This is a genomic window from Sedimenticola selenatireducens (assembly GCF_963675335.2).
In the GTDB taxonomy this organism is placed as follows: Bacteria; Pseudomonadota; Gammaproteobacteria; order Chromatiales; family Chromatiaceae; genus Sedimenticola; species Sedimenticola selenatireducens.
In genome coordinates this window covers 764,182-783,306 of the sequence record NZ_CAXXYC010000003.1, presented here as the reverse complement: position 1 = coordinate 783,306, position 19,125 = coordinate 764,182, and the positions used below count along the sequence as shown (strand labels likewise).

Genomic DNA, 19,125 nt, shown 5'->3' with positions numbered 1-19,125 from the left:
TATCGGCGTGCGGACACCGGATCGACCTGGCAAGTACGAGCCATGATAAGTCCAGGTAGAGGTGTTAAAATATTTTCATGTATCTGCTGCTGATTGAAGACAATCCCGACCTGATCGAGAACCTGTGTGAATTCTTTGAATCCATGGGGCACACCGTGGATATCGCCTATAACGGCCTCGCAGGTTTGGGGTTTGCACTCGAAAACAGCTATGACGTGATTGTTCTCGACCTGATGCTGCCTGGCATGGATGGCCTGGAGGTCTGCTCACGGTTACGCCGGGAGGGACACGGCACCCCCGTCCTGATGCTCACCGCCCGCGATACACTCCATAACAAACTGGAAGGCTTCGCCAGTGGGGCCGACGATTATCTGGTCAAGCCTTTTGCGCTGCCGGAACTGGAAGCGCGCCTTAACGCCCTGTCCCGGCGTGGTCGCAGCGAAATTACCCGGCGACGCCTGATCGTCGGTGATCTGCAGTTTGATCCGGACACGCTGCGCGTGGAGCGCGACGGACGGCGTATCGAACTGGCGCCCATTCCACTTAAAATTCTCGCCCTGCTGATGCGCCGCTCCCCGGGTGTTGTGCGACGGGTGGAGATCGAGCGCGAGATATGGGGGGACGATCCACCCGACAGCGACACCCTGCGCGCCCATCTGCATGCCCTGCGAACCGCCATTGACCGTAATTTCAAACCCGCCTTGCTGCACACTATTCGAGGCATGGGTTACCAGCTAACCGGCCCCGATGGCCGCTAGCTGGACCCTGCGCAACCGCGTTGCAATCACCCTGGCCCTGTTCGGCGCGGTGGTGAGTCTGGCGTTGGCCACCACCATTTACTTCGCCTCGCATGATCTGGAGGCACGCCTGATTGATGACACCCTGACGGCAGAACTGGATGATTATGTCGCCCGGCGCCAACGTAATCCGCTCTCCCTGCCCGAACACACGGCTACCATCCGTGCCTATGTGGTGGCCGCGCAGGGAGGAACCCGCCCTATTCCGGACGAGATCAAGACACTCGCCCCGGGGCGTCACAATCTCGTGGTCGATGGCATCAGCTATCGTGCCGCCGTGCGCAAGGTACGCGATCAACGCTTTGTCGTGCTCTACGACACCAGCGCGCTGCACCAGCGGGAGACCAGCTTCCTCATCCTGCTGTCGGGGAGCGTGCTGATCGTTACGCTCATTTCCGCGCTGGCCGGACGCTGGCTGGCCGCACTCATCATTGCACCGGTTACCGAGCTGGCACGCCGTGTTGCACAACTTCATCCCGAAGATGAACCCACCACGCTGGCACGGGAGTTTCCCTGGGTGGAGATTCACCAGTTGGCGGGGGACTTTGATACCTATCTCCGACGTTTGCACGATTTCATTGAACGGGAGCGCCTCTTCACCGGTGATGTCAGCCACGAACTGCGTACCCCCATTGCCGTCATAAACGGCGCCACTGAACTGATGATGCTGGATACCACGCTCGATGATAAGAACAGAAACCGTGTTGCACGAATATCCCGGGCCGCCATCGAGATGGGTGAAATCTCTGCGGCCCTGCTGGCACTTGCCCGGGAACAGGGTGATGCGGGCAGCCCGTCGACGGAATGTGATGTCCTGCCGGTTGTCAAGGAAGTCATTGAGCGCTATCGCGACCTGTTCCGCCACAAACCGGTTACCTTGGTGCTGGACGTCGGGGCGCCATCGCATATACAGGTCGATCACGCCATTCTCTCCATGGTGCTGGGTAACCTCCTGCGCAATGCCCTGAGTTTCACCGAACGGGGTGAAGTGCGCATCCGGCTTGATGCCGATAACATCCGCGTGGAAGACTCGGGTCCGGGTCTGGGTACGGAAAACCCGACTGAATTGTTCCAGCCCTATGTACGGGGTAGCCGGAGCCGCGGAGCGGGTTTGGGGCTCTCACTGGTATGGCGCCTGTGCGAACATGAAGGCTGGCGGATTATCCTGGAAAATCGTCCCGATGGCGGTACCCTGGCACAACTCTCCCTGACCTCGGGAAACTGAACCTGATTCGGTTTCCAGGCCGCCCTATACACTCCGTAAACATTGCCTATCCATTCGCTATACCACCGCTTCGGTAGAGTACCGCTCGAGTGAAAGCCGAGTAGTGACTCCCCTGCCCCTCTCTTTCTGGAGAGGGGCAAAATACTCCCTCTCCACCCGGTCAACGACCCGCTGAAAGTCAGGTGGGCGTTTAACCAAATTGGGAACGCTGGCCCAGTGATGAGGCGTTGTAACGGGTATTTCCTGCAAGGCAAATATAACCGGACATGACATCTTCGCCATACCTGTCAGATGGCACTAATCAACCAGGATCTGCCATGCAGTACCTTAACACGCATCCCGACACCCGCCTGCCAGCTGGTTTGCGGTCAATCCGCATCAGATATCTATTCCTGATTCCGCTGCTACTACTGGCGGCTTTCGAACTGAGTGTTATCCAGTTGATTTTGCTCACACTGGCATTCGGGCTGGGATTGAGTTTCGTCGAGCGGCTAAATCAATTATCAAAATCCAGTCCACGGTCCAACTCCTCCGGCATGCGCAACCTGAAAGCCTTTGATGGCGGTTCATTTCCAGCAGATCGGACACCTTCGCCAGCACAGAGCAGCGGACGGGCTGTCTACGACGGCGGCAGTTTTGAGCGCGCCCACTTAACACGATGAAAGCATTATCCGGAAATCCCAATCTCTTCACCGGCGCAGATCGGCCGCTGTCGATGCCTCAGCGCCTGTTGCTCCTGTTGCCTTTTCTGCAGTGGCTACCCGGTATTACACGTCAGAGCCTGCAGCGTGACCTGATGGCCGGGTTGACCGGGGCGGTCGTGGTGCTGCCTCAGGGCGTCGCATTTGCCACCATCGCTGGCATGCCGCCTCAGTATGGCCTGTATACGGCCATGATCACCCCCATCATTGCAGCGCTGTTTGGCTCATCACGTCACCTGGTTTCCGGACCGACCACGGCAATCTCAATCGTGGTCTTCTCCTCCATCAGTCAGTACGCCACCCCGGGCACACCCGAGTTTGTACAACTGGTGCTGACCATGACTTTTCTGGCGGGCATCTATCAGCTCGCCTTCGGCGTGGCACGACTGGGGGTGTTGGTAAATTTTGTTTCCCATACCGTGGTGGTCGCGTTTACCGCCGCGGCGGCCATCCTGATCGCCACCAGCCAGATCAAACATGTGCTGGGACTGGAACTGGCGCGCGGACACTCATTTGCAGATACCTGGCTCGGTGTCTTCCAACATTACGACCAGAGCAATGGCTACGTACTTTTTATTGCGCTCGCCACACTGGCCGTGGCGCTGTTCAGTCGTCGCCTGTCACGCAAAATGCCACACCTGCTGCTGGGCCTGATCGTCGGCTCGCTGACCGCCTTCTTTCTCGGCGCCGACGCCCACGGCGTCGCCCTGGTCGGCAGTATTCCGGCCCAGCTGCCACCCCTCACCAGCCCATTGTTCAACATGGATGCCATTCGGATGCTGGCGCCCCAGGCTTTTGCGGTAGCGCTGCTTGGCCTGATTGAGGCCGTATCCATCGCCCGTTCTGTCGCCACCCGCTCCAATCAACGTATCGACGGCAACCAGGAGTTTATCGGTCAGGGTCTCTCCAATATCGTTGGCAGTTTTTTCTCAAGCTATGCGGGTTCAGGCTCATTCACCCGCTCCGGGATCAACTACGACTCAGGGGCACAGACCCCCATGTCGGCCATCTTTGCCGCAGTTATCCTGATGGCCATTGTGTTACTGATAGCACCTCTGACCGCCTATCTCCCGGTCGCGGCAATGGGCGGGGTGATTTTACTGGTCGCCTATAACCTGGTCGATTTTCATCACATCCGTGCAATCTTCAATACCAGCCGGCCGGAATCTGCAATCTTTCTCGTCACCTTTTTTTCCACCCTGTTCCTGGAACTGGAATTCGCTATCTATATCGGCGTACTGTTGTCCCTGGTGATCTTTCTGGCCAAGACATCAAAACCAAAAATCACCCTTTTGGCGCCAGACCTGACGCAGAAAAACCGGGCATTTACAGATATCGAAACCAAGCCGCTTCAGGAGTGCGGACAACTCAAGGTCGTGCGCGTGGACCGCTCCATCTATTTTGGCTCAGTCAGTTACCTGCAGCTCAAATTGCAGATGATCTCCGCGACTTACGGTGTCAAACATATCCTGTTGATTGCATCCCGCATCAATTATATCGATATGGCGGGCGCCGAACTGCTCGCTCAGGAGGCCAGACGTCTGAAGGCGAATGGTGGCGGACTCTATGTCTATGGTTTAAAGGACGAGCTCTGGCAGTTTCTTGCCGAAGGCGGCTATCTGAAGATGATAGGTGCACAATATTTCTTCGATAACAAAACGGATGCCATCAGCGCCATCTACCGTAAACTTGACCACCAGACATGTCGTCAGTGCAGCAAGCCGATCTTCATCGAGTGTCAACGCGAACAAGCGGTCACATCTTGATTATCTTTCTCCCCTGGTAATGTGTCGGCCCTGCAATCGGCGTCAGTTATTGCGGACGGTTAGTCTTCGAGGGCATGTCACTGTTACAGCAGAAGCGCAGCCAGAGCCATCCCATGATACCGGCCAACAGGGAGGCCACCAGGATGCCCGACTTCGCCGCGATCAGCTGATCCTGCTGGGCAAAGCCAAGATCGGCAATGAAAATGGACATGGTAAAGCCCATACCACCCAACATGCCGATGCCGACAATGTGCCGGAGATCCAGGCCATCCGGGAGGCGGCCGAGTCTGAATTTAATCGCAATCCATGCCATCAGCGGGATACCGATACTTTTACCCACCACCAGCCCCAGAACAATACCCGAGGTGATACCACCATCCCAGAGGTATTCAAGCGTGTTGTAAGAGAGCGGAATACCGGCATTCACCAGGGCAAACAGCGGCAGGACGAACAGAGCCACGGGGTGTTCCAGTGCCCGCTCCCATCGGCGTAACGGAGTGGTGGCCTTTGCCGCGGCGACCTGGACCCCCTCCACAATATCGTGCTGGTCAATATTCTCGAGAATATTCTCGCTGCTGTCGCTCTTTCGCTCCATCCGTTCAAAACGGCTCATCAGGCGATGTGTTTTCTGCAAGAACCAGCCGGTGTCACGCTTTGGGCGTGCCGGTACGGTAAATGCCACCATAATGCCGGCTACCGTGGCATGCACCCCAGACATATACAGCATGCTCCAGAGAATCACTCCGCCTGCCAGGTAAATCCAGGAGTTACGGATACCCAATAGATTGACAAGCAATAACAAGACAAACGCCAATGCCCCAGAAGCCAGGTACAGGACATCGATTGATTCAGTATAAAAAAACGCAATCACGAGAATCGCACCGATATCATCAATAATGGCCAGTGCGGTCAGAAAGGCGAAGGCAGACGCCGGAATCTGTCGGCGCAACAGGGCCAGGATACCAACCGCGAAGGCGGTGTCGGTTGCCATGGGAATACCCCATCCATGCTCGGTTTCGGAACCGAAGTTGAGCAACAGAAAAAGTAGCGCCGGAAACAACATGCCACCGATTGCTGCGGCAATAACCGGCAGTGTACGGCTAAAATCCTGCAGCTCTCCCGCCAACAGTTCCCGTTTTATCTCAAGGCCCAATAAAAAAAAGAATAGGGTCATGATGGCATCATTAACCCAATGGTGCAGACTCAAGCTAAAGGAATGGTCATCCACTACCAATCCAAGAGGAGTTTCAATAAAGGACTGGTAGCTGGTACTAAACTGCGAGTTGGCAAGAAAAAGTGCGATACCGGTGCAGAGAATCAGCAGTATGCTACTGGTGGTTTGATCCTTAATAAAATATTGAAACGGCGTTATTACCTTTTCAAATTGCCTTTCCAGGTCGGTTTGAACTGTACTCCTGTGTGCTGATTGTTTATCCATGAGATAATTATTCCAGGGTATCAATCTTAAATCGCCCCTTCACCGGGTAGGGATTAACAGAAACAATCAACCTATTCGTCTGTTTGATAAGGTTGATTGCTCTCTATCATGTAGACTGAGTGCAATGCTTGTCGCATGACTATTAAAACTAATAGACAGGTTATCGCCTATGCACAATCTAGTTTTAGGAATCAGTTTACCAATCCTGGCGGTCTACACATTAATGTTTGCCGGTGCGGTCCATGCATCCGATATCACTCTCGCCGCGGCCAATTCAACCTGCACCACCATCAAAGCGGTAGGTGAACAATTTTCCCAGACCCGTGACATTAAAATCAATTACATCTGTAAATCATCGGGACTGCTGGCCAAGGGGATTCGTGGAGGTGCAATCCAGGCCGACATCTATATCTCAGCCAATAAACATTGGATGGATTATATGATTCAAGGTGGCTTTGTGGCTGCCGATAAGGTTATTAGCCCCTGGGGCAATCGCCTGGTGGTAGGCGCACCTGCCAACAGTCCTCTGGAACTCCACGAGTGGAATGATTTGACATCGGATAAAATAAAAAAAATCCTGATTGGTGATCCATCTACCGCACCCTTTGGCCGCTATGCAAAACAGGCCATGCAGAAGACCGGTGTCTGGGAACGGGTCAAGCAGAAAATTACCACGAAAAAGCATATCACCCTGCTGGCCGAAACGCTGGCGCAATCCGATAACAATACCGTCGGTATACTTTTCTCAACCAATCTCAGCGACCGGGTACGACCACTCTACTCAATCGATCCTTCCTGGCATCCAGACATCCGATACTACATGGCGCCGGTTGAACAATCCGCCGGTAAATCAGCGACAGCCGACTTGTTGGATTATATTCGCAGCGACCCCGGCATCGAGATATTCAAAACCGCCGGTTTTGATGTAAGCCTGCAGTGAACAGATAGCAGCCTATGATCGGAAAGCTGGGAAACTGTTCTCTATATCGGCAACTGATCATACCCATGTTCAGTATCGGCCTTATCTCATTGCTCGGTACGGTCTATTTTTCCCACATCCTCAAAGAATCAGTCGCCGCACTTGATACGGTATATGTTGATGGTGACATCAGACTTCGCAATCTGGAGAAAATTGAAAAACAGGTCACCGCTTACCGTGCGCTTAGCCTCCGACACCTGACTACCGAAAGTTTCTCTGCCATGGAGGAGATCAGCCAGGAACTTGACCGGACCAGACTGGCCATCATCGACACGTTGCCGGCTTCCCGCCACCGCATTCAATTACATGAGTACACCACACCCCAGACCAATGATTATTCACTGGATCTTTCCGGTATTCTCAACACTTACTTCAGAGAGATAGGGGTTATTATCAAACTAAGTGCCGATTTTGAAAAAGAGGCGGCATTTGTCCTGCTGAGTCGCACAGAATCGGAATACATACCCCGTATCAAGGAGATCACATCACAGCTGATCCGCCATGAGTTTGGGGATATTGCTGCTTCACGCCAGGCGTTGATGTCCGTTGCCACGCATAACCTCTACATCACCATTGCCATCGGCGTTGGTGGTGGGGGCTCACTGCTGTTTATCGCATTTATTGTGATACGCAATGTTACCCGCCAGTTGTCCCAACTCCTGGTCTGGTCCCGAAAAATATCCCTAGGTGATTATTCCGCACCGCTGATCCAGGACTCCAGCAACGAGGTGGGCCAGCTCACCGACGCAATGGCGGAGATGGCACAGAGCATTTCCGATGCCCATAACAAGCTTGAAATGTCGAAAAGAAGTGCGGAGTCGATTGCAGAAACCTTAAAAATATATGCCAACGCCTTCGAATACAGTGGCGAGGCCATTCTCATTACAGATAGGGACAACCACATAATCAATGTCAACAGGGCCTTTACCAAGCAGACCGGTTATGAACTGTCGGATGTTGCAGGCAAAAATCCACGAATGCTGTCAGGCGGTGATACCAGCGTGGAGCTCTACCGAGAGATGTGGCGTGACCTGGAGAGAGACAGCTTCTGGCAGGGCGAGCTCTGGGACAGGAAAAAATCCGGCGAAATCTATCCCAAGTGGGCGGCGATTTCCGCCATTCGCGACCAGGATGGACAGGTACTTTTCCACATTGCCAGCTTCACCGACATCAGCGACCGCAAAGCTGCGGAAGCCAGAATAGAACATCTCGCCCACTATGACATGCTCACCGGACTGCTCAATCGCTTCAGCCTGGAAAGCCGCATGGAGCAGGCCGTATTGGCAGCAAAAAGGGATCGGCAACAACTGGCGGTACTGTTTGTCGACCTGGATCGCTTCAAATATATCAATGACTCGATGGGACACCATATCGGTGATCAACTACTGATAGAAGTGGCCAATCGGTTGAAAAACTGTCTCAGAGAGAGTGACATCGTTGCCCGGATCGGTGGCGACGAATTTGTCATCGTGCTTACGGGACTCAAGGAAATGAACCAGGTCCCTACCCTCGCCAGATATCTCATCGACCAGTTGTCACAGCCCTATAGCATCAATGACAACGTCTTTGACAGCAGCCCAAGTATCGGTATCAGCATCTATCCCAATGATGGTGACAATATTGACGAACTGTTGAAAACCAGTGACATCGCCATGTATCACGCGAAAGACCAGGGCAGAAAGAACTTCCAGTTTTTCACTGAGAGCCTGCTGGTTGCCTCCGAAGAACGTCTTGATTTTGAACATCAACTGCGCAGTGCTCTCGAACTCGACCAGTTCGAACTTTATTACCAGGCGCAGGTACATACCCTGGACAACCAAATTTATGGTATGGAGGCGTTAATACGCTGGAATCATCCGACTCGGGGATTTATCGGACCGGACAGATTTATTCCAATCGCCGAAGAGATCGATGTAATCCATGAACTGGGGGCATGGGTAATCGACAAGGCCTGCCGGCAACTGGCGATATGGAAACAGACCACCCATACCCCCCTGCAGATTTCAGTCAACCTCTCCGCAAAGCAGTTGCACTCGGATACGCTGATCCAAACCGTCCGCACCGCCATCGAAAAACATCAAATCAGGGATGGAGAACTCGAACTTGAGATTACCGAAACGGTTGCCATGTCCGATCCCGAACTGGCCGTACAACAACTGAACGGACTGAGTCAACTCGGGGTGAGTCTGGCGATCGACGATTTTGGCACCGGCTACTCCTCCCTCGCTTATTTGAAAAAGCTCCCCATCAATACCCTCAAACTAGACCGCGCCTTTGTCGGGGATATTGAAAATGACAGAAATGACGCCGAAATCTGCATGGCAACCATCGCCCTGGCACACAATCTAGGCCTCAAAGTGGTCGCCGAAGGAGTGGAGACCACTGTCCAGCGCGACTTTCTGACCGAGCACTGCTGTGACTACCTGCAGGGTTACCTGTTCAGCAAACCGCTGCCACCCGTTGCAGCGGGCAGATTGCTCGAGACCAGATACTGCCGCCAGCAGGCAGAGACCAGTCTGTAGTTGTTCGAACCACATCAGAACGGTCACGCCGACAATCGCCTTAACACAGGTTGGGAGCACCTCCCTGACACCGCATAAAAAGTCGCAAAGATATTACAGGCGCTCTCCCGGGAACCTGGAGCCAAATACTCTAATTCATATACTTACCAGGCCGGTGGCGCAAGTCAGGAAAAAATGCAGTTAGATTCGACCCGCTGTTATGGCAAAACGGGGAGCGCCGACACTATATTTTTCATTTCGCAAAAATCACTGAAAGATACTCGCCAGTCTCCGGGTCTTCTACTGCAAGGACCACTACCCGGGTCCATTAACCCAAACGTCAGGAGACTCATCATGAAACTTTCCAGCAAACTGTTCGCAATTGCCTTTGCATCAATCCTCTCCACGGGCGCCGTGATGGCCGAGGATATAGGCCAGGACCTGCTCTATGGATCACAAGCTACAGAGACTGACTTCAGCCGCATGCCCGCGACCGCCGCCGGTAACGTCTCTCACCAAGCTTCTATGAATGATAGTCATGGCGTCGTCGCAATTCCGGATTATCTGGAAGGTCAGAACTTCAACCAGTAAGCGCTAACGCCCTACCAAAAAGAGCCGGCTATGGAAACGTAGCCGGCTTTCCCTATGGAGACGTTCAAACGTCTGTGTCAGCCCGACTTGACGGTGCCATGTGGGCATCCAGCCGTCCCTTGAAATGAATCGCCAACGGTGACAGCGTGAGACCGGGCATCCAGTTAGGCAGGCCAGGAGAGTGAAGATGACAAGGCGGATCACCTCACGCTAGATACTCCAACTTGCACTGGAAGTAGCCGTTGCATTCACCCAAGGCCAGGCACCAGGATAACGAGCCACCAAAACAATACAGAGTCTCTGTCGAAAACCCGGGACTGATGCTACTAATTCGGGCATTAGCCAGTAGTGCAGACACTATTTTTTTCAAAATCCGAAAAATCAGTGAAAGATACTCACCCGCCCCCGGGTCTTTTATTGCAAGGACCACTACCCAGGTCCACTAACCAAAACATCAGGAGACTCATCATGAAACTTTCCAGCAAACTGTTCGCAATAGCCTTTGCATCAATCCTCTCCACGGGCGCTGTAGTGGCCGACGATATAACCCAGGACCTGCTCTATGGATCACAAGCTACAGAGACTGACTTCAGCCGCATGCCCGCTACTGCCGCCGGCAAGGCTTCTCACGAAACCCCAATTGATGAGAGTATTGGCGTCAGTGCGATTCCTGACTATCTGGAAGGCCTGAACGCCCGTTAGCAAGCATGGATGCTGTGACAAATAGAGCCGGCCATGAGCACATAGCCGGCTTTTTCTATGGAGGCATTTCACGATCTGCAGATTATTGAGTGTATAGGCCTGCCCTGTCATTGCCGCGTAGGCAGATAATGCATGCGCACAAATCCTTACGCCTGATTGTTGATACGCCTTTATCCTCTCCTTCTCCCTGGGGGAAAAGGAAGGATCTCTCTTCCCCGTAATACCAGAGGTGTCGACGTTTCGGCAGGAAGCGAGCTAAAACTGCCGTCATTGAATTGTTGCTCCCACCTGGGTACCGGATTACGTCTTCTGCTTCGGCAGCCGTCCCAGCAGATAGAACTCATCGTTGGTACGCATGCTGGTGAGGTTGACCATGCGATTGGAGAGGCCGAAGAAGGCGGAGATAGCACCAATATCCCAGATATCCTCATCCGTGAAGCCGTGCCCCCGCAGCAGTTCATAGTCGGTATCGCCAACTTCATAGGCACGCTGGGACACCTTGATAGCGAAATCGAGCATCGCCTTCTGACGCGGGGTGATATCCGCCTTGCGGTAATTGGCGGCAACCTGGTCGGCGATCAGCGGGTTCTTTTCCCGGATGCGCAATATGGCGCCGTGTGCCACCACGCAATAGATGCACTGATTGGCGCTGGAGGTGGCGACCACAATCATCTCGCGCTCACCTTTGCTGAGTCCGCTCTCTTTCTCCATCAGCGCGTCGTGATAGGCGAAAAAGGCTCGGAACTCATCCGGACGGTGGGCCAGAGCCAGGAAGACATTGGGGATGAAGCCGGATTTCTCTTGCACATCCAGGATGACGGTTTTGATATCTTCCGGCAGTTCGTTGATATCAGGGATGGGGAATCGGCTGATCGGTTTATCGGACACTTTTACCTCCGCTCTGTAGGGTGATTGTGTTATTTCCGCTGTAGGGTTCCGGCCCAGCAGGGCATCCCACCTCCGAACAATGACTTCGGTATAGGGCGCCCTATGGGTGGCACTCTGTCGCAGAAACAACATACGTGCTCGCCCTACCAGGCCTGTCGATTCAGTCTTTGCCGGTCAGGGCACGGGCGACTTTCGAGGCGGACCCCCGCTGCAGGTGATCGTTGATGTACTGACCGGCCAGCAGCAATTTATTCATGTCGATACCGGTCTCGATACCGAGACCGTTGAGCATGTACAGTACGTCCTCGGTGGCGACATTACCCGATGCCCCCTTGGCATAGGGGCAACCGCCAAGACCGGAGACAGAACTGTCGATCACCGACACGCCTTGTTGCAGTACAGCGAACAGATTCGCCAGCGCCTGGCCATAGGTGTCGTGAAAATGAGCGGCCAGCTTCTCCACCGGAACCAGCTGCGCCACGGCGTCGATCATCCGCTGGGCCTTGAGAGGCGTGCCGACGCCCACGGTGTCGCCCAGTGAAATTTCGTAACAACCCATGTCGTACAGTCGCCGCGCCACCCCGGCCACTTTATCGGTGGCGATCTCGCCCTCATAGGGGCACCCCAGCACGCAGGAGACATAACCGCGCACCTTCAGCTTATGTTGCCTGGCCTGCTCCATCACCTCGCTGTAGCGGGCGATGCTCTCCTCGATGGAGCAGTTGATGTTCTTTTGCGTGAAGCTCTCGGAAGCGGCGGCAAAGATGGCAATCTCCTTCACACCCACCGACAGGGCACTTTCCAGCCCCCGCAGATTGGGTACCAGCATGGGATAGCTGATGCCGGGTTTCGGGTCGATGGCGCTGAACACCTCAGCGCTGGAGGCCATCTGCGGCACCCACTTGGGGGAGACAAAACTGCCCGCCTCGATCACCGACAGCCCCGCGAGTTCCAGTCTGCGGATCAGCTCCAGCTTGACCTCGGCGGGAACCGGTGTGGATTCGTTCTGCAGTCCGTCCCGGGGTCCCACTTCGACAATCTTTACCTGTTCGGGTAGTTGCATGTTTGTTCCCTTGCAGTTGGCTGCGCTATCTGACATGCGATTATTTAAAGGCCTGGGGCAACTTGTTGGGTTACGGTCATTGGGTACCACTACTGTTGTTTGGTGGTTATTTGTTGGGTTACGCCCTTTGGGCTAACCCAACCTACACGGGTATTCTCCCTATTCGATCACCAGCAACGGCTCACCATCTTCCACCTGGTCGCCCACCGCGAAACGGATCTCCTTCACTGTCCCGTCGGTCGGGGCCGTGATGGTGTGTTCCATCTTCATGGCCTCCACAATCATCACCGCATCACCCTGTTTGACCACATCCCCTTCGACCACGTTGATGGCAATCACGTTGCCGGTCATGGGCGCCACCAGGCTGCCTCCGGCTCCCTCGCCCTCCAGCGCTTCCAGCCGCGGATCGGTGAGTGCGAGCTGCCAGGAACGGCCCTGATGCAGAATAGTCAGTTCCTGACCGTGCTTGATCACCGCCACCTTGAAGCGGCGCCCACCCAGATCCGCCAGCAGATCACCATTGTCCAGGATTTCGCCGGAAACCAGACACTCGCCACCCGGCAGTTCCAGCAGGAAAGCAGCGTCCCGATAGTGGGCCACCACGCTGCCATGGTCACTTTCGGTGGCCCAATGCAGGGCATGGAAGCTGTCCTGGTTCATGCGCCAGCCGGTAGTCCGGCCCCAGGGAGAGAACGGATCGTTGGAGTGGGCCTGGCGCTGTAACGTCTGCCGCTGCTCACCCAGCAGTTCGTAGAGCGCCGCGATCGCCAGGATATCATCCGACAGCACCTCGGCCGCCGGAAACAGCTCCGCCTCATGCTTTTCTATAAAGCCGGTGTCCAGCTCGGCGTTGGCAAAGGCCGGCAGTGCGCAGAGGGTGGAGAGAAACTCAAGATTGGTAGTGACGCCGACGACCCGGTAATCGGCCAGTGCCGCACGCAGCTTGTGCAGCGCACTGGCCCGGTCCTCGCCCCAGACAATCAGCTTGGCAATCATCGGATCGTAATGGACACTCACTTCATCGCCCTGCTCCACCCCGGTATCGACCCGCACACAGGGGCCCTGCTCCGGGGTCTGCAGATAACGCAGCCTGCCGGTGGCGGGCAGGAAATCCTTTGCCGGATTCTCGGCATAGACCCGTGCCTCAAAGGCGTGACCATTGATACGCAGCTCGGACTGGTTCATCGGTAACGCTTCACCGGACGCCACCTTGAGCTGCCACTCCACCAGGTCCTGTCCGGAGATCATCTCGGTTACCGGATGTTCCACCTGCAGCCGGGTATTCATCTCCATGAAGTAGAATTTACCGTCGCTGTCGAGCAGGAATTCAACAGTCCCAGCACCGACATAGCCGATTGCCTGGGCGGCATTGGTGGCCGCTTCGCCCATCGCCGCACGCAGTTCGGGAGTCATACCGGGGGCCGGCGCCTCTTCCAGCACCTTCTGATGGCGACGCTGTACCGAACAGTCACGTTCAAACAGGTGTACCGCGTTGCCCTGGCTGTCGGCAAATACCTGCAGCTCCACATGACGTGGCGCCAGCAGATAACGCTCCAGCAGCACCTTGTCGTCGCCAAAAGAAGCAATCGCCTCTCGCCTGGCGGCATTCAGGCCATCCATGAATCCTTCGGCGTTGTTGACTACCCGCATGCCCTTGCCTCCGCCACCGGCGGTAGCCTTGATCAGCAGTGGATAACCCATCGTGTTGGCTTCACGCTTCAGAGTCTCGGGTGACTGGTCATTGCCATGATAGCCAGGCACCAGCGGTACATTGGCCTCACTCATGATCCGTTTCGCCTCGCTCTTCGAGCCCATGGCGACGATGGCAGATGCAGGTGGACCGATAAAGGCGATACCCGCCGCCTGGCACGCCTCGGCAAACTCGGCGTTTTCCGACAGGAAGCCGTAGCCGGGATGTACCGCCTGGGCGCCGGATGCCTTGGCCACCGCCAGGATCTTGTCGGCCCGCAGGTAACTCTCCTTGGCGGGTGCGGGCCCTATCAGATAAGCCTCGTCACACAACGCCACATGCATCGCCTCGGCATCGGCCTCTGAGTAGACAGCAACCGTGGTGATGCCAAGACGACGGGCGGTACGGGCGACCCTGCAGGCAATCTCGCCCCGGTTGGCAATCAGTATCTTGTCAAACATCACTGTAGATCCTCGGATATCCAGGCCGGTGTGCGTTTGTTCAGGAAGGCGCCCAACCCCTCCTTGCCCTCATCCGACGATCGGGCAGCAGTAATTCTTCTGGCGGTATCCTCAATCACTGCCTCGCTGGTCGGCTGACGCGACACAGCGAAGATGAGGGACTTAGCAGCCGCCTGTGAACCGGGGCCACCCTTCAGCAACTCCTCAATCAAATCATCGACCTGTGCTTGTAACTGTCCTTCCGGCACCACCTCATGCAGCAGACCCAGACGCAATGCCTCCGTGGCATCAAAGCGCTCGGCGGTGAGGAAGTAACGACGCGCAGCGCGTTCACCCATGGCCGCAATTACATAGGGGGAGATGACTGCCGGGATCAGACCCAACCGTACTTCAGAAAGAGAGAACTTCGCCCCTGCCACCGCCACCGCCATATCACAACAGGCCACCAGCCCGACACCGCCGCCAAAGGCCGCGCCCTGTACCTGAGCAATGGTTGGCTTGGAGAGACCGTTAAGTTTCTCCATCAGACTGGCCAGCATGCGCGCATCAGCGAGGTTTTCCGCCTCGCTGTAATCGGCCATACGCCGCATCCAGTTCAGGTCGGCACCCGCCGAGAAGCTCTTGCCTTCGGAACGCAACACGACCACCCGCACCCCGGGATCGACCTCAACCGAGTCCAGGGCCTGCAGCAGCCTCGAGATCAGGACATCATCAAATGCGTTGTGAATCTCCGGACGGTTGATGGTGAGCGTTGCGACACCGCGCTCATCCACCGCCAGTATTACCGAGTTTTCTGCCATCATCTCTGTCAATTCCCTGTTACATCCTGAAGATGCCGAAAGTGGTCTTTTCCACCGGCGCATTCAACGCTGCCGAGAGGCCCAGTCCCAGCACCGTGCGGGTATCCGCCGGGTCGATAATTCCATCATCCCACAGGCGGGCACTGGCGTAGTAAGGATGTCCCTGGTGTTCGTACTGATCACGGATGGGCGCCTTGAAGGCCTCCTCGTCCGCCGCCGCCCAGCTTTCACCACGCGCCTCCAGGGCGTCACGCTTGATCTGCCCCAGCACGTTGGCGGCCTGTTCCCCACCCATCACCGAGACCCGGGCGTTGGGCCACATCCAGAGGAAGCGGGAGCCGTAGGCACGGCCACACATGGCGTAGTTGCCGGCACCAAAACTGCCACCGACGATAATGGTGAACTTGGGTACTTTGGCACAGGCCACGGCGGTCACCATCTTGGCCCCGTCCTTGGCGATGCCACCCGCCTCATACTTCTTGCCCACCATGAAGCCGGTGACGTTCTGCAGGAACACCAGCGGGATACCGCGCTGGGCACAGAGTTCGACAAAGTGCGCACCCTTCTGCGCCGACTCGGAAAACAGGATACCGTTGTTGGCGACAATGCCTACCGGGTAGCCGTGGATATGGGCAAAGCCGCAGATCAGGGTGGTGCCGTAGAGCTTTTTGAATTCGTCCAGCTCGCTGCCGTCCACCACCCGGGCGATCACCTCGCGGATATCGAACGGCTTGCGCAGGTCGGTGGGCACGATGCCGTAAATATCCTCCTTCGGATAGAGCGGTTCCACCGGCTGGCGCAGCGTTACCTCGGGCCGCTTGTCACGGTTCAGGGTGTTGACCACGCGGCGCGCCAAACCCAGCGCGTGGGAGTCGTTCATGGCGTAGTGATCGGTAACACCCGAGGTGCGCGAATGCACATCCGCCCCGCCCAGCTCCTCCGCCGTCACCACCGCGCCAGTGGCCGCCTTCACCAGCGGCGGGCCGCCGAGGAAAATAGTGCCCTGCTCCTTGACGATAATGCTCTCATCCGACATGGCCGGCACATAGGCACCACCCGCGGTACAGGAACCCATCACCACGGCAACCTGAGGGATGCCCTGGGCCGACATGTTGGCCTGGTTATAGAAGATGCGACCAAAGTGTTCACGGTCGGGAAACACCTCGTCCTGGGTCGGCAGATTGGCGCCACCCGAGTCTACCAGGTAGATACAGGGGAGCCGGTTTTCCCGGGCGATCTCCTGCGCGCGAATATGCTTTTTCACCGTCATCGGGAAATAACTGCCGCCCTTCACCGTGGCGTCGTTGGCAATGATCATGCACTCCTGACCACAGACCCGGCCGATGCCGGTAATCACCCCCGCCGCCGGCACCTCGTTGTTGTACATGCCGAAGGCGGCAAACTGGGACAGTTCCAGAAACGGCGAGCCGGTATCCAGCAGTACGCGGATACGTTCACGCGGCAGCAGTTTGCCCCGCTTCAAATGCTTTTCCCGGGCCCGCTCGCCACCACCCTCGGCAATCACCTCCACCCGCTCACGCAGATCGGCCACCAGCGCCTGCATGAACACCTGGTTCTCCCGATACTGTTCACTTTTGCGATTGATACTGCTCTTGATGACCGACATTACCAGCCTCCTGTCGCTAACCAGCGGTCGACCTGCTCCAGCCGGTCATTACCCCAGAAGGGTTCACCGTCCACAAAGATATAGGGCGAGCCAAATACCCCACGCGCCACAGCCGCCTCCGTTTCCTGTTTCAGTCGCGCCTTCACTTCCGGACTCTGCATCCCCAGTAGCAGTTGCTCCCGATCAATACCAAGTGGAACGGCCAGATCAGCCACCAGGTTGGCGTCGGTGCCATCACGCCCGTCGCCAAAGGTGGCGTGGTAGATTTTTCTGGCGAGGGCCTTCGCCTTCTCCGGCTGTGCATCCACCAGCCAGTAAAAGGCGCGGGAAGGAGCCAGGGCCGCCTTGGGAAAGTTGTCAGGCAGCTGGAATGGCAGGCCCTGTTCACGGGCGCAGCGTCGCATGTCATGCAGTGAATAGTCACCCTGCAGCGGGATATCCACCAGTGGACGGGCGCCGGTCAGGGCGAAGGTCGCCCCCACCAGAAAGGGCCGCCAGATCACCTCCCGCCCATGTTTGGCGGCAATCTCATCAATGCGGGCACTGGCCAGATAGCCATAGGGTGAGTAGAAATCGAAATAGAACTCCAGCGGGGCACTCATGGCTCACTCCTCGGCAATGGCACGGGAGATGACAATACGCTGTATGTCACTGGTGCCTTCATAAATCTGCGAGATACGCACATCACGATATATGCGCTCCACCGGAAAATCCTTCAGATAGCCGTATCCACCATGCACCTGAATCGCCGCCGAACAGATCTGTTCCGCCGCCTCGGAGGCAAACAGCTTCGCCATGCAGGCCTCTTTGAGACAGGGCTGACCCGCATCCCGCAGCACCGCCGCGTTCATCACCATCAGGTGGGCCGCCTCCAGTTGTGTGGCCATATCGGCCAGCCGGAAGGCCACCGCCTGGTGATTGATAATCGGCGTGCCAAAACTCTCCCGCTCCCGCGCATAGTCAAGTGCCGCCTGATAGGCCGCCCGTGCCATGCCGACACACTGGGCGGCAATGCCGATGCGCCCACTCTCCAGATTGCTTAGCGCAATCTTGTAGCCCTCACCCTCCTGCCCGATCAGGTGATCCGCCGGGATGCGGCACTCGTCGAAGAAAATTTGTGCGGTATCCGAGGCGTGCTGGCCCATCTTCTGCTCGATATTGGCCACCTTGTAACCCGGGTTGTCGGTAGGTACCACGAAGGCGCTGATCCCCTTCTTTCCTGCCGCCGGATCGGTCACGGCAAACACGATCGCCACCTGGGCATACTTGCCAGAGGTAATGAACTGCTTGGTGCCGTTCAGCACATATTCATCGCCATCGCGCAGCGCACGCATCTTCAGCGCCGAGGCATCGGAACCGGCCTGGGGTTCGGTGAGACAGAAGCAGCCAAGCATCTCGCCGGAGGCGAGCGGCTTCAAATAGGTCTGCTTGAGATAGTCGCTGCCGAATTTCAGCAGCGGTCCGCAGACCACCGAGTTGTTGACACTCAGGATAGTCGAGCAGGCGCCATCACCTGCGGCAATCTCCTCGATCGCCAGGGCAAATGAGAGATAGTCGGTGCCTGCGCCACCCCACTCCTCGGGAATGGTCATACCGAACAGGCCGAGCGCCCCCAGTTCCTTCAGTTCATCGGATGGAAAGATACTCTCCCGGTCCCACTCGGCAGCATTGGGAGCAAGGCGCTCCCGGGCAAAGTCCCGTGCCATGTCACGGATCATGCGCTGTTCTTCAGTGAGGATCATTCAACGGCTCCTGTGGGTCACTATTTTGTTATTCATACCAGCCCGCTCCAGGCCGGTTGTTCGCGGCGAGGCGCCGCTCCTACGGGCAATTTCGCGGCAGGAGGCCCGCCCCCGGGCCGATAATCACGACGGGGACGCCGCTCCTGCAGTATGT

Annotated in this window: 16 protein-coding genes; 8 read left to right on the top strand and 8 right to left on the bottom strand. The window is 56.3% G+C overall.

Annotation, left to right across the window (positions count from 1 at the left end):
• Positions 1–77: 77 nt before the first annotated feature.
• The 4 genes from ACHZBF_RS07345 (at position 78) to ACHZBF_RS07330 (ending at position 4,489) form a co-directional block, all read left to right on the top strand.
• Positions 78–758, top strand: a complete 681-nt coding sequence (locus ACHZBF_RS07345) for a response regulator transcription factor (protein ID WP_321528076.1) — start codon at positions 78–80, stop codon at positions 756–758.
• Positions 748–2,022, top strand: coding sequence for a sensor histidine kinase (locus ACHZBF_RS07340; protein WP_029133971.1), 1,275 nt, complete (start codon positions 748–750; stop codon positions 2,020–2,022). Before ACHZBF_RS07345 ends, ACHZBF_RS07340 begins: the two co-directional genes overlap by 11 nt.
• A gap of 317 nt (positions 2,023–2,339) precedes the next feature.
• Positions 2,340–2,684, top strand: a complete 345-nt coding sequence (locus ACHZBF_RS07335) for a hypothetical protein (RefSeq protein WP_029133972.1) — start codon at positions 2,340–2,342, stop codon at positions 2,682–2,684.
• Entirely contained in the window at positions 2,681–4,489 is a 1,809-nt protein-coding gene (locus ACHZBF_RS07330; protein WP_321528075.1) for a SulP family inorganic anion transporter, read from the top strand. The genes ACHZBF_RS07335 and ACHZBF_RS07330 overlap by 4 nt, the downstream gene beginning before the upstream one ends.
• A gap of 46 nt (positions 4,490–4,535) precedes the next feature.
• On the opposite strand, the gene nhaA is transcribed toward ACHZBF_RS07330, so the two are convergent.
• Complete coding sequence (gene nhaA, locus ACHZBF_RS07325) at positions 4,536–5,927, bottom strand: Na+/H+ antiporter NhaA (RefSeq protein ID WP_321528074.1); 1,392 nt, start codon at positions 5,925–5,927, stop codon at positions 4,536–4,538.
• A gap of 169 nt (positions 5,928–6,096) precedes the next feature.
• On the opposite strand from nhaA, the gene modA reads away from it, so the two are divergent.
• The 4 genes from modA (at position 6,097) to ACHZBF_RS07305 (ending at position 10,700) form a co-directional block, all read left to right on the top strand.
• On the top strand, positions 6,097–6,867 hold the full coding sequence (gene modA / locus ACHZBF_RS07320) for a molybdate ABC transporter substrate-binding protein (protein ID WP_321528073.1): 771 nt from the start codon (positions 6,097–6,099) through the stop codon (positions 6,865–6,867).
• Positions 6,868–6,881: 14 nt separating this feature from the next.
• Positions 6,882–9,428 carry an EAL domain-containing protein gene (locus tag ACHZBF_RS07315; RefSeq protein ID WP_321528072.1) on the top strand — a complete coding sequence of 849 codons (2,547 nt, stop codon included), beginning with the start codon at positions 6,882–6,884 and terminating at the stop codon, positions 9,426–9,428.
• 333 nt (positions 9,429–9,761) lie between these two features.
• Positions 9,762–9,998, top strand: coding sequence for a hypothetical protein (locus ACHZBF_RS07310; RefSeq protein ID WP_029133976.1), 237 nt, complete (start codon positions 9,762–9,764; stop codon positions 9,996–9,998).
• 468 nt (positions 9,999–10,466) lie between these two features.
• The gene (locus ACHZBF_RS07305; RefSeq protein WP_321528071.1) at positions 10,467–10,700 is read left to right on the top strand and encodes a hypothetical protein; all 234 of its coding nucleotides are present in this window, start codon (positions 10,467–10,469) and stop codon (positions 10,698–10,700) included.
• Positions 10,701–11,000: 300 nt separating this feature from the next.
• Here the strand turns inward: ACHZBF_RS07305 and ACHZBF_RS07300 are convergent, their stop codons facing one another.
• From ACHZBF_RS07300 to ACHZBF_RS07270, 7 genes are all read right to left on the bottom strand, one after another.
• Positions 11,001–11,588 (bottom strand): peroxidase-related enzyme, encoded by a 588-nt coding sequence (locus ACHZBF_RS07300; RefSeq protein WP_321528070.1) that lies wholly within the window; start codon positions 11,586–11,588, stop codon positions 11,001–11,003.
• Between the two features lie 160 nt (positions 11,589–11,748).
• Complete coding sequence (locus tag ACHZBF_RS07295; protein ID WP_321528069.1) at positions 11,749–12,651, bottom strand: hydroxymethylglutaryl-CoA lyase; 903 nt, start codon at positions 12,649–12,651, stop codon at positions 11,749–11,751.
• Positions 12,652–12,810: 159 nt separating this feature from the next.
• Positions 12,811–14,802 (bottom strand): acetyl/propionyl/methylcrotonyl-CoA carboxylase subunit alpha, encoded by a 1,992-nt coding sequence (locus ACHZBF_RS07290; RefSeq protein WP_029133980.1) that lies wholly within the window; start codon positions 14,800–14,802, stop codon positions 12,811–12,813.
• Positions 14,802–15,605, bottom strand: coding sequence for an enoyl-CoA hydratase/isomerase family protein (locus tag ACHZBF_RS07285; protein WP_321528068.1), 804 nt, complete (start codon positions 15,603–15,605; stop codon positions 14,802–14,804). Before ACHZBF_RS07285 ends, ACHZBF_RS07290 begins: the two co-directional genes overlap by 1 nt.
• A gap of 16 nt (positions 15,606–15,621) precedes the next feature.
• Positions 15,622–17,229, bottom strand: coding sequence for a carboxyl transferase domain-containing protein (locus ACHZBF_RS07280; RefSeq protein WP_029133982.1), 1,608 nt, complete (start codon positions 17,227–17,229; stop codon positions 15,622–15,624).
• Positions 17,229–17,831, bottom strand: a complete 603-nt coding sequence (locus ACHZBF_RS07275) for a 2-hydroxychromene-2-carboxylate isomerase (protein WP_321528067.1) — start codon at positions 17,829–17,831, stop codon at positions 17,229–17,231. Before ACHZBF_RS07275 ends, ACHZBF_RS07280 begins: the two co-directional genes overlap by 1 nt.
• A gap of 3 nt (positions 17,832–17,834) precedes the next feature.
• The gene (locus tag ACHZBF_RS07270; protein WP_321528066.1) at positions 17,835–18,971 is read right to left on the bottom strand and encodes an acyl-CoA dehydrogenase family protein; all 1,137 of its coding nucleotides are present in this window, start codon (positions 18,969–18,971) and stop codon (positions 17,835–17,837) included.
• Between the last annotated feature and the right edge of the window lie 154 nt (positions 18,972–19,125).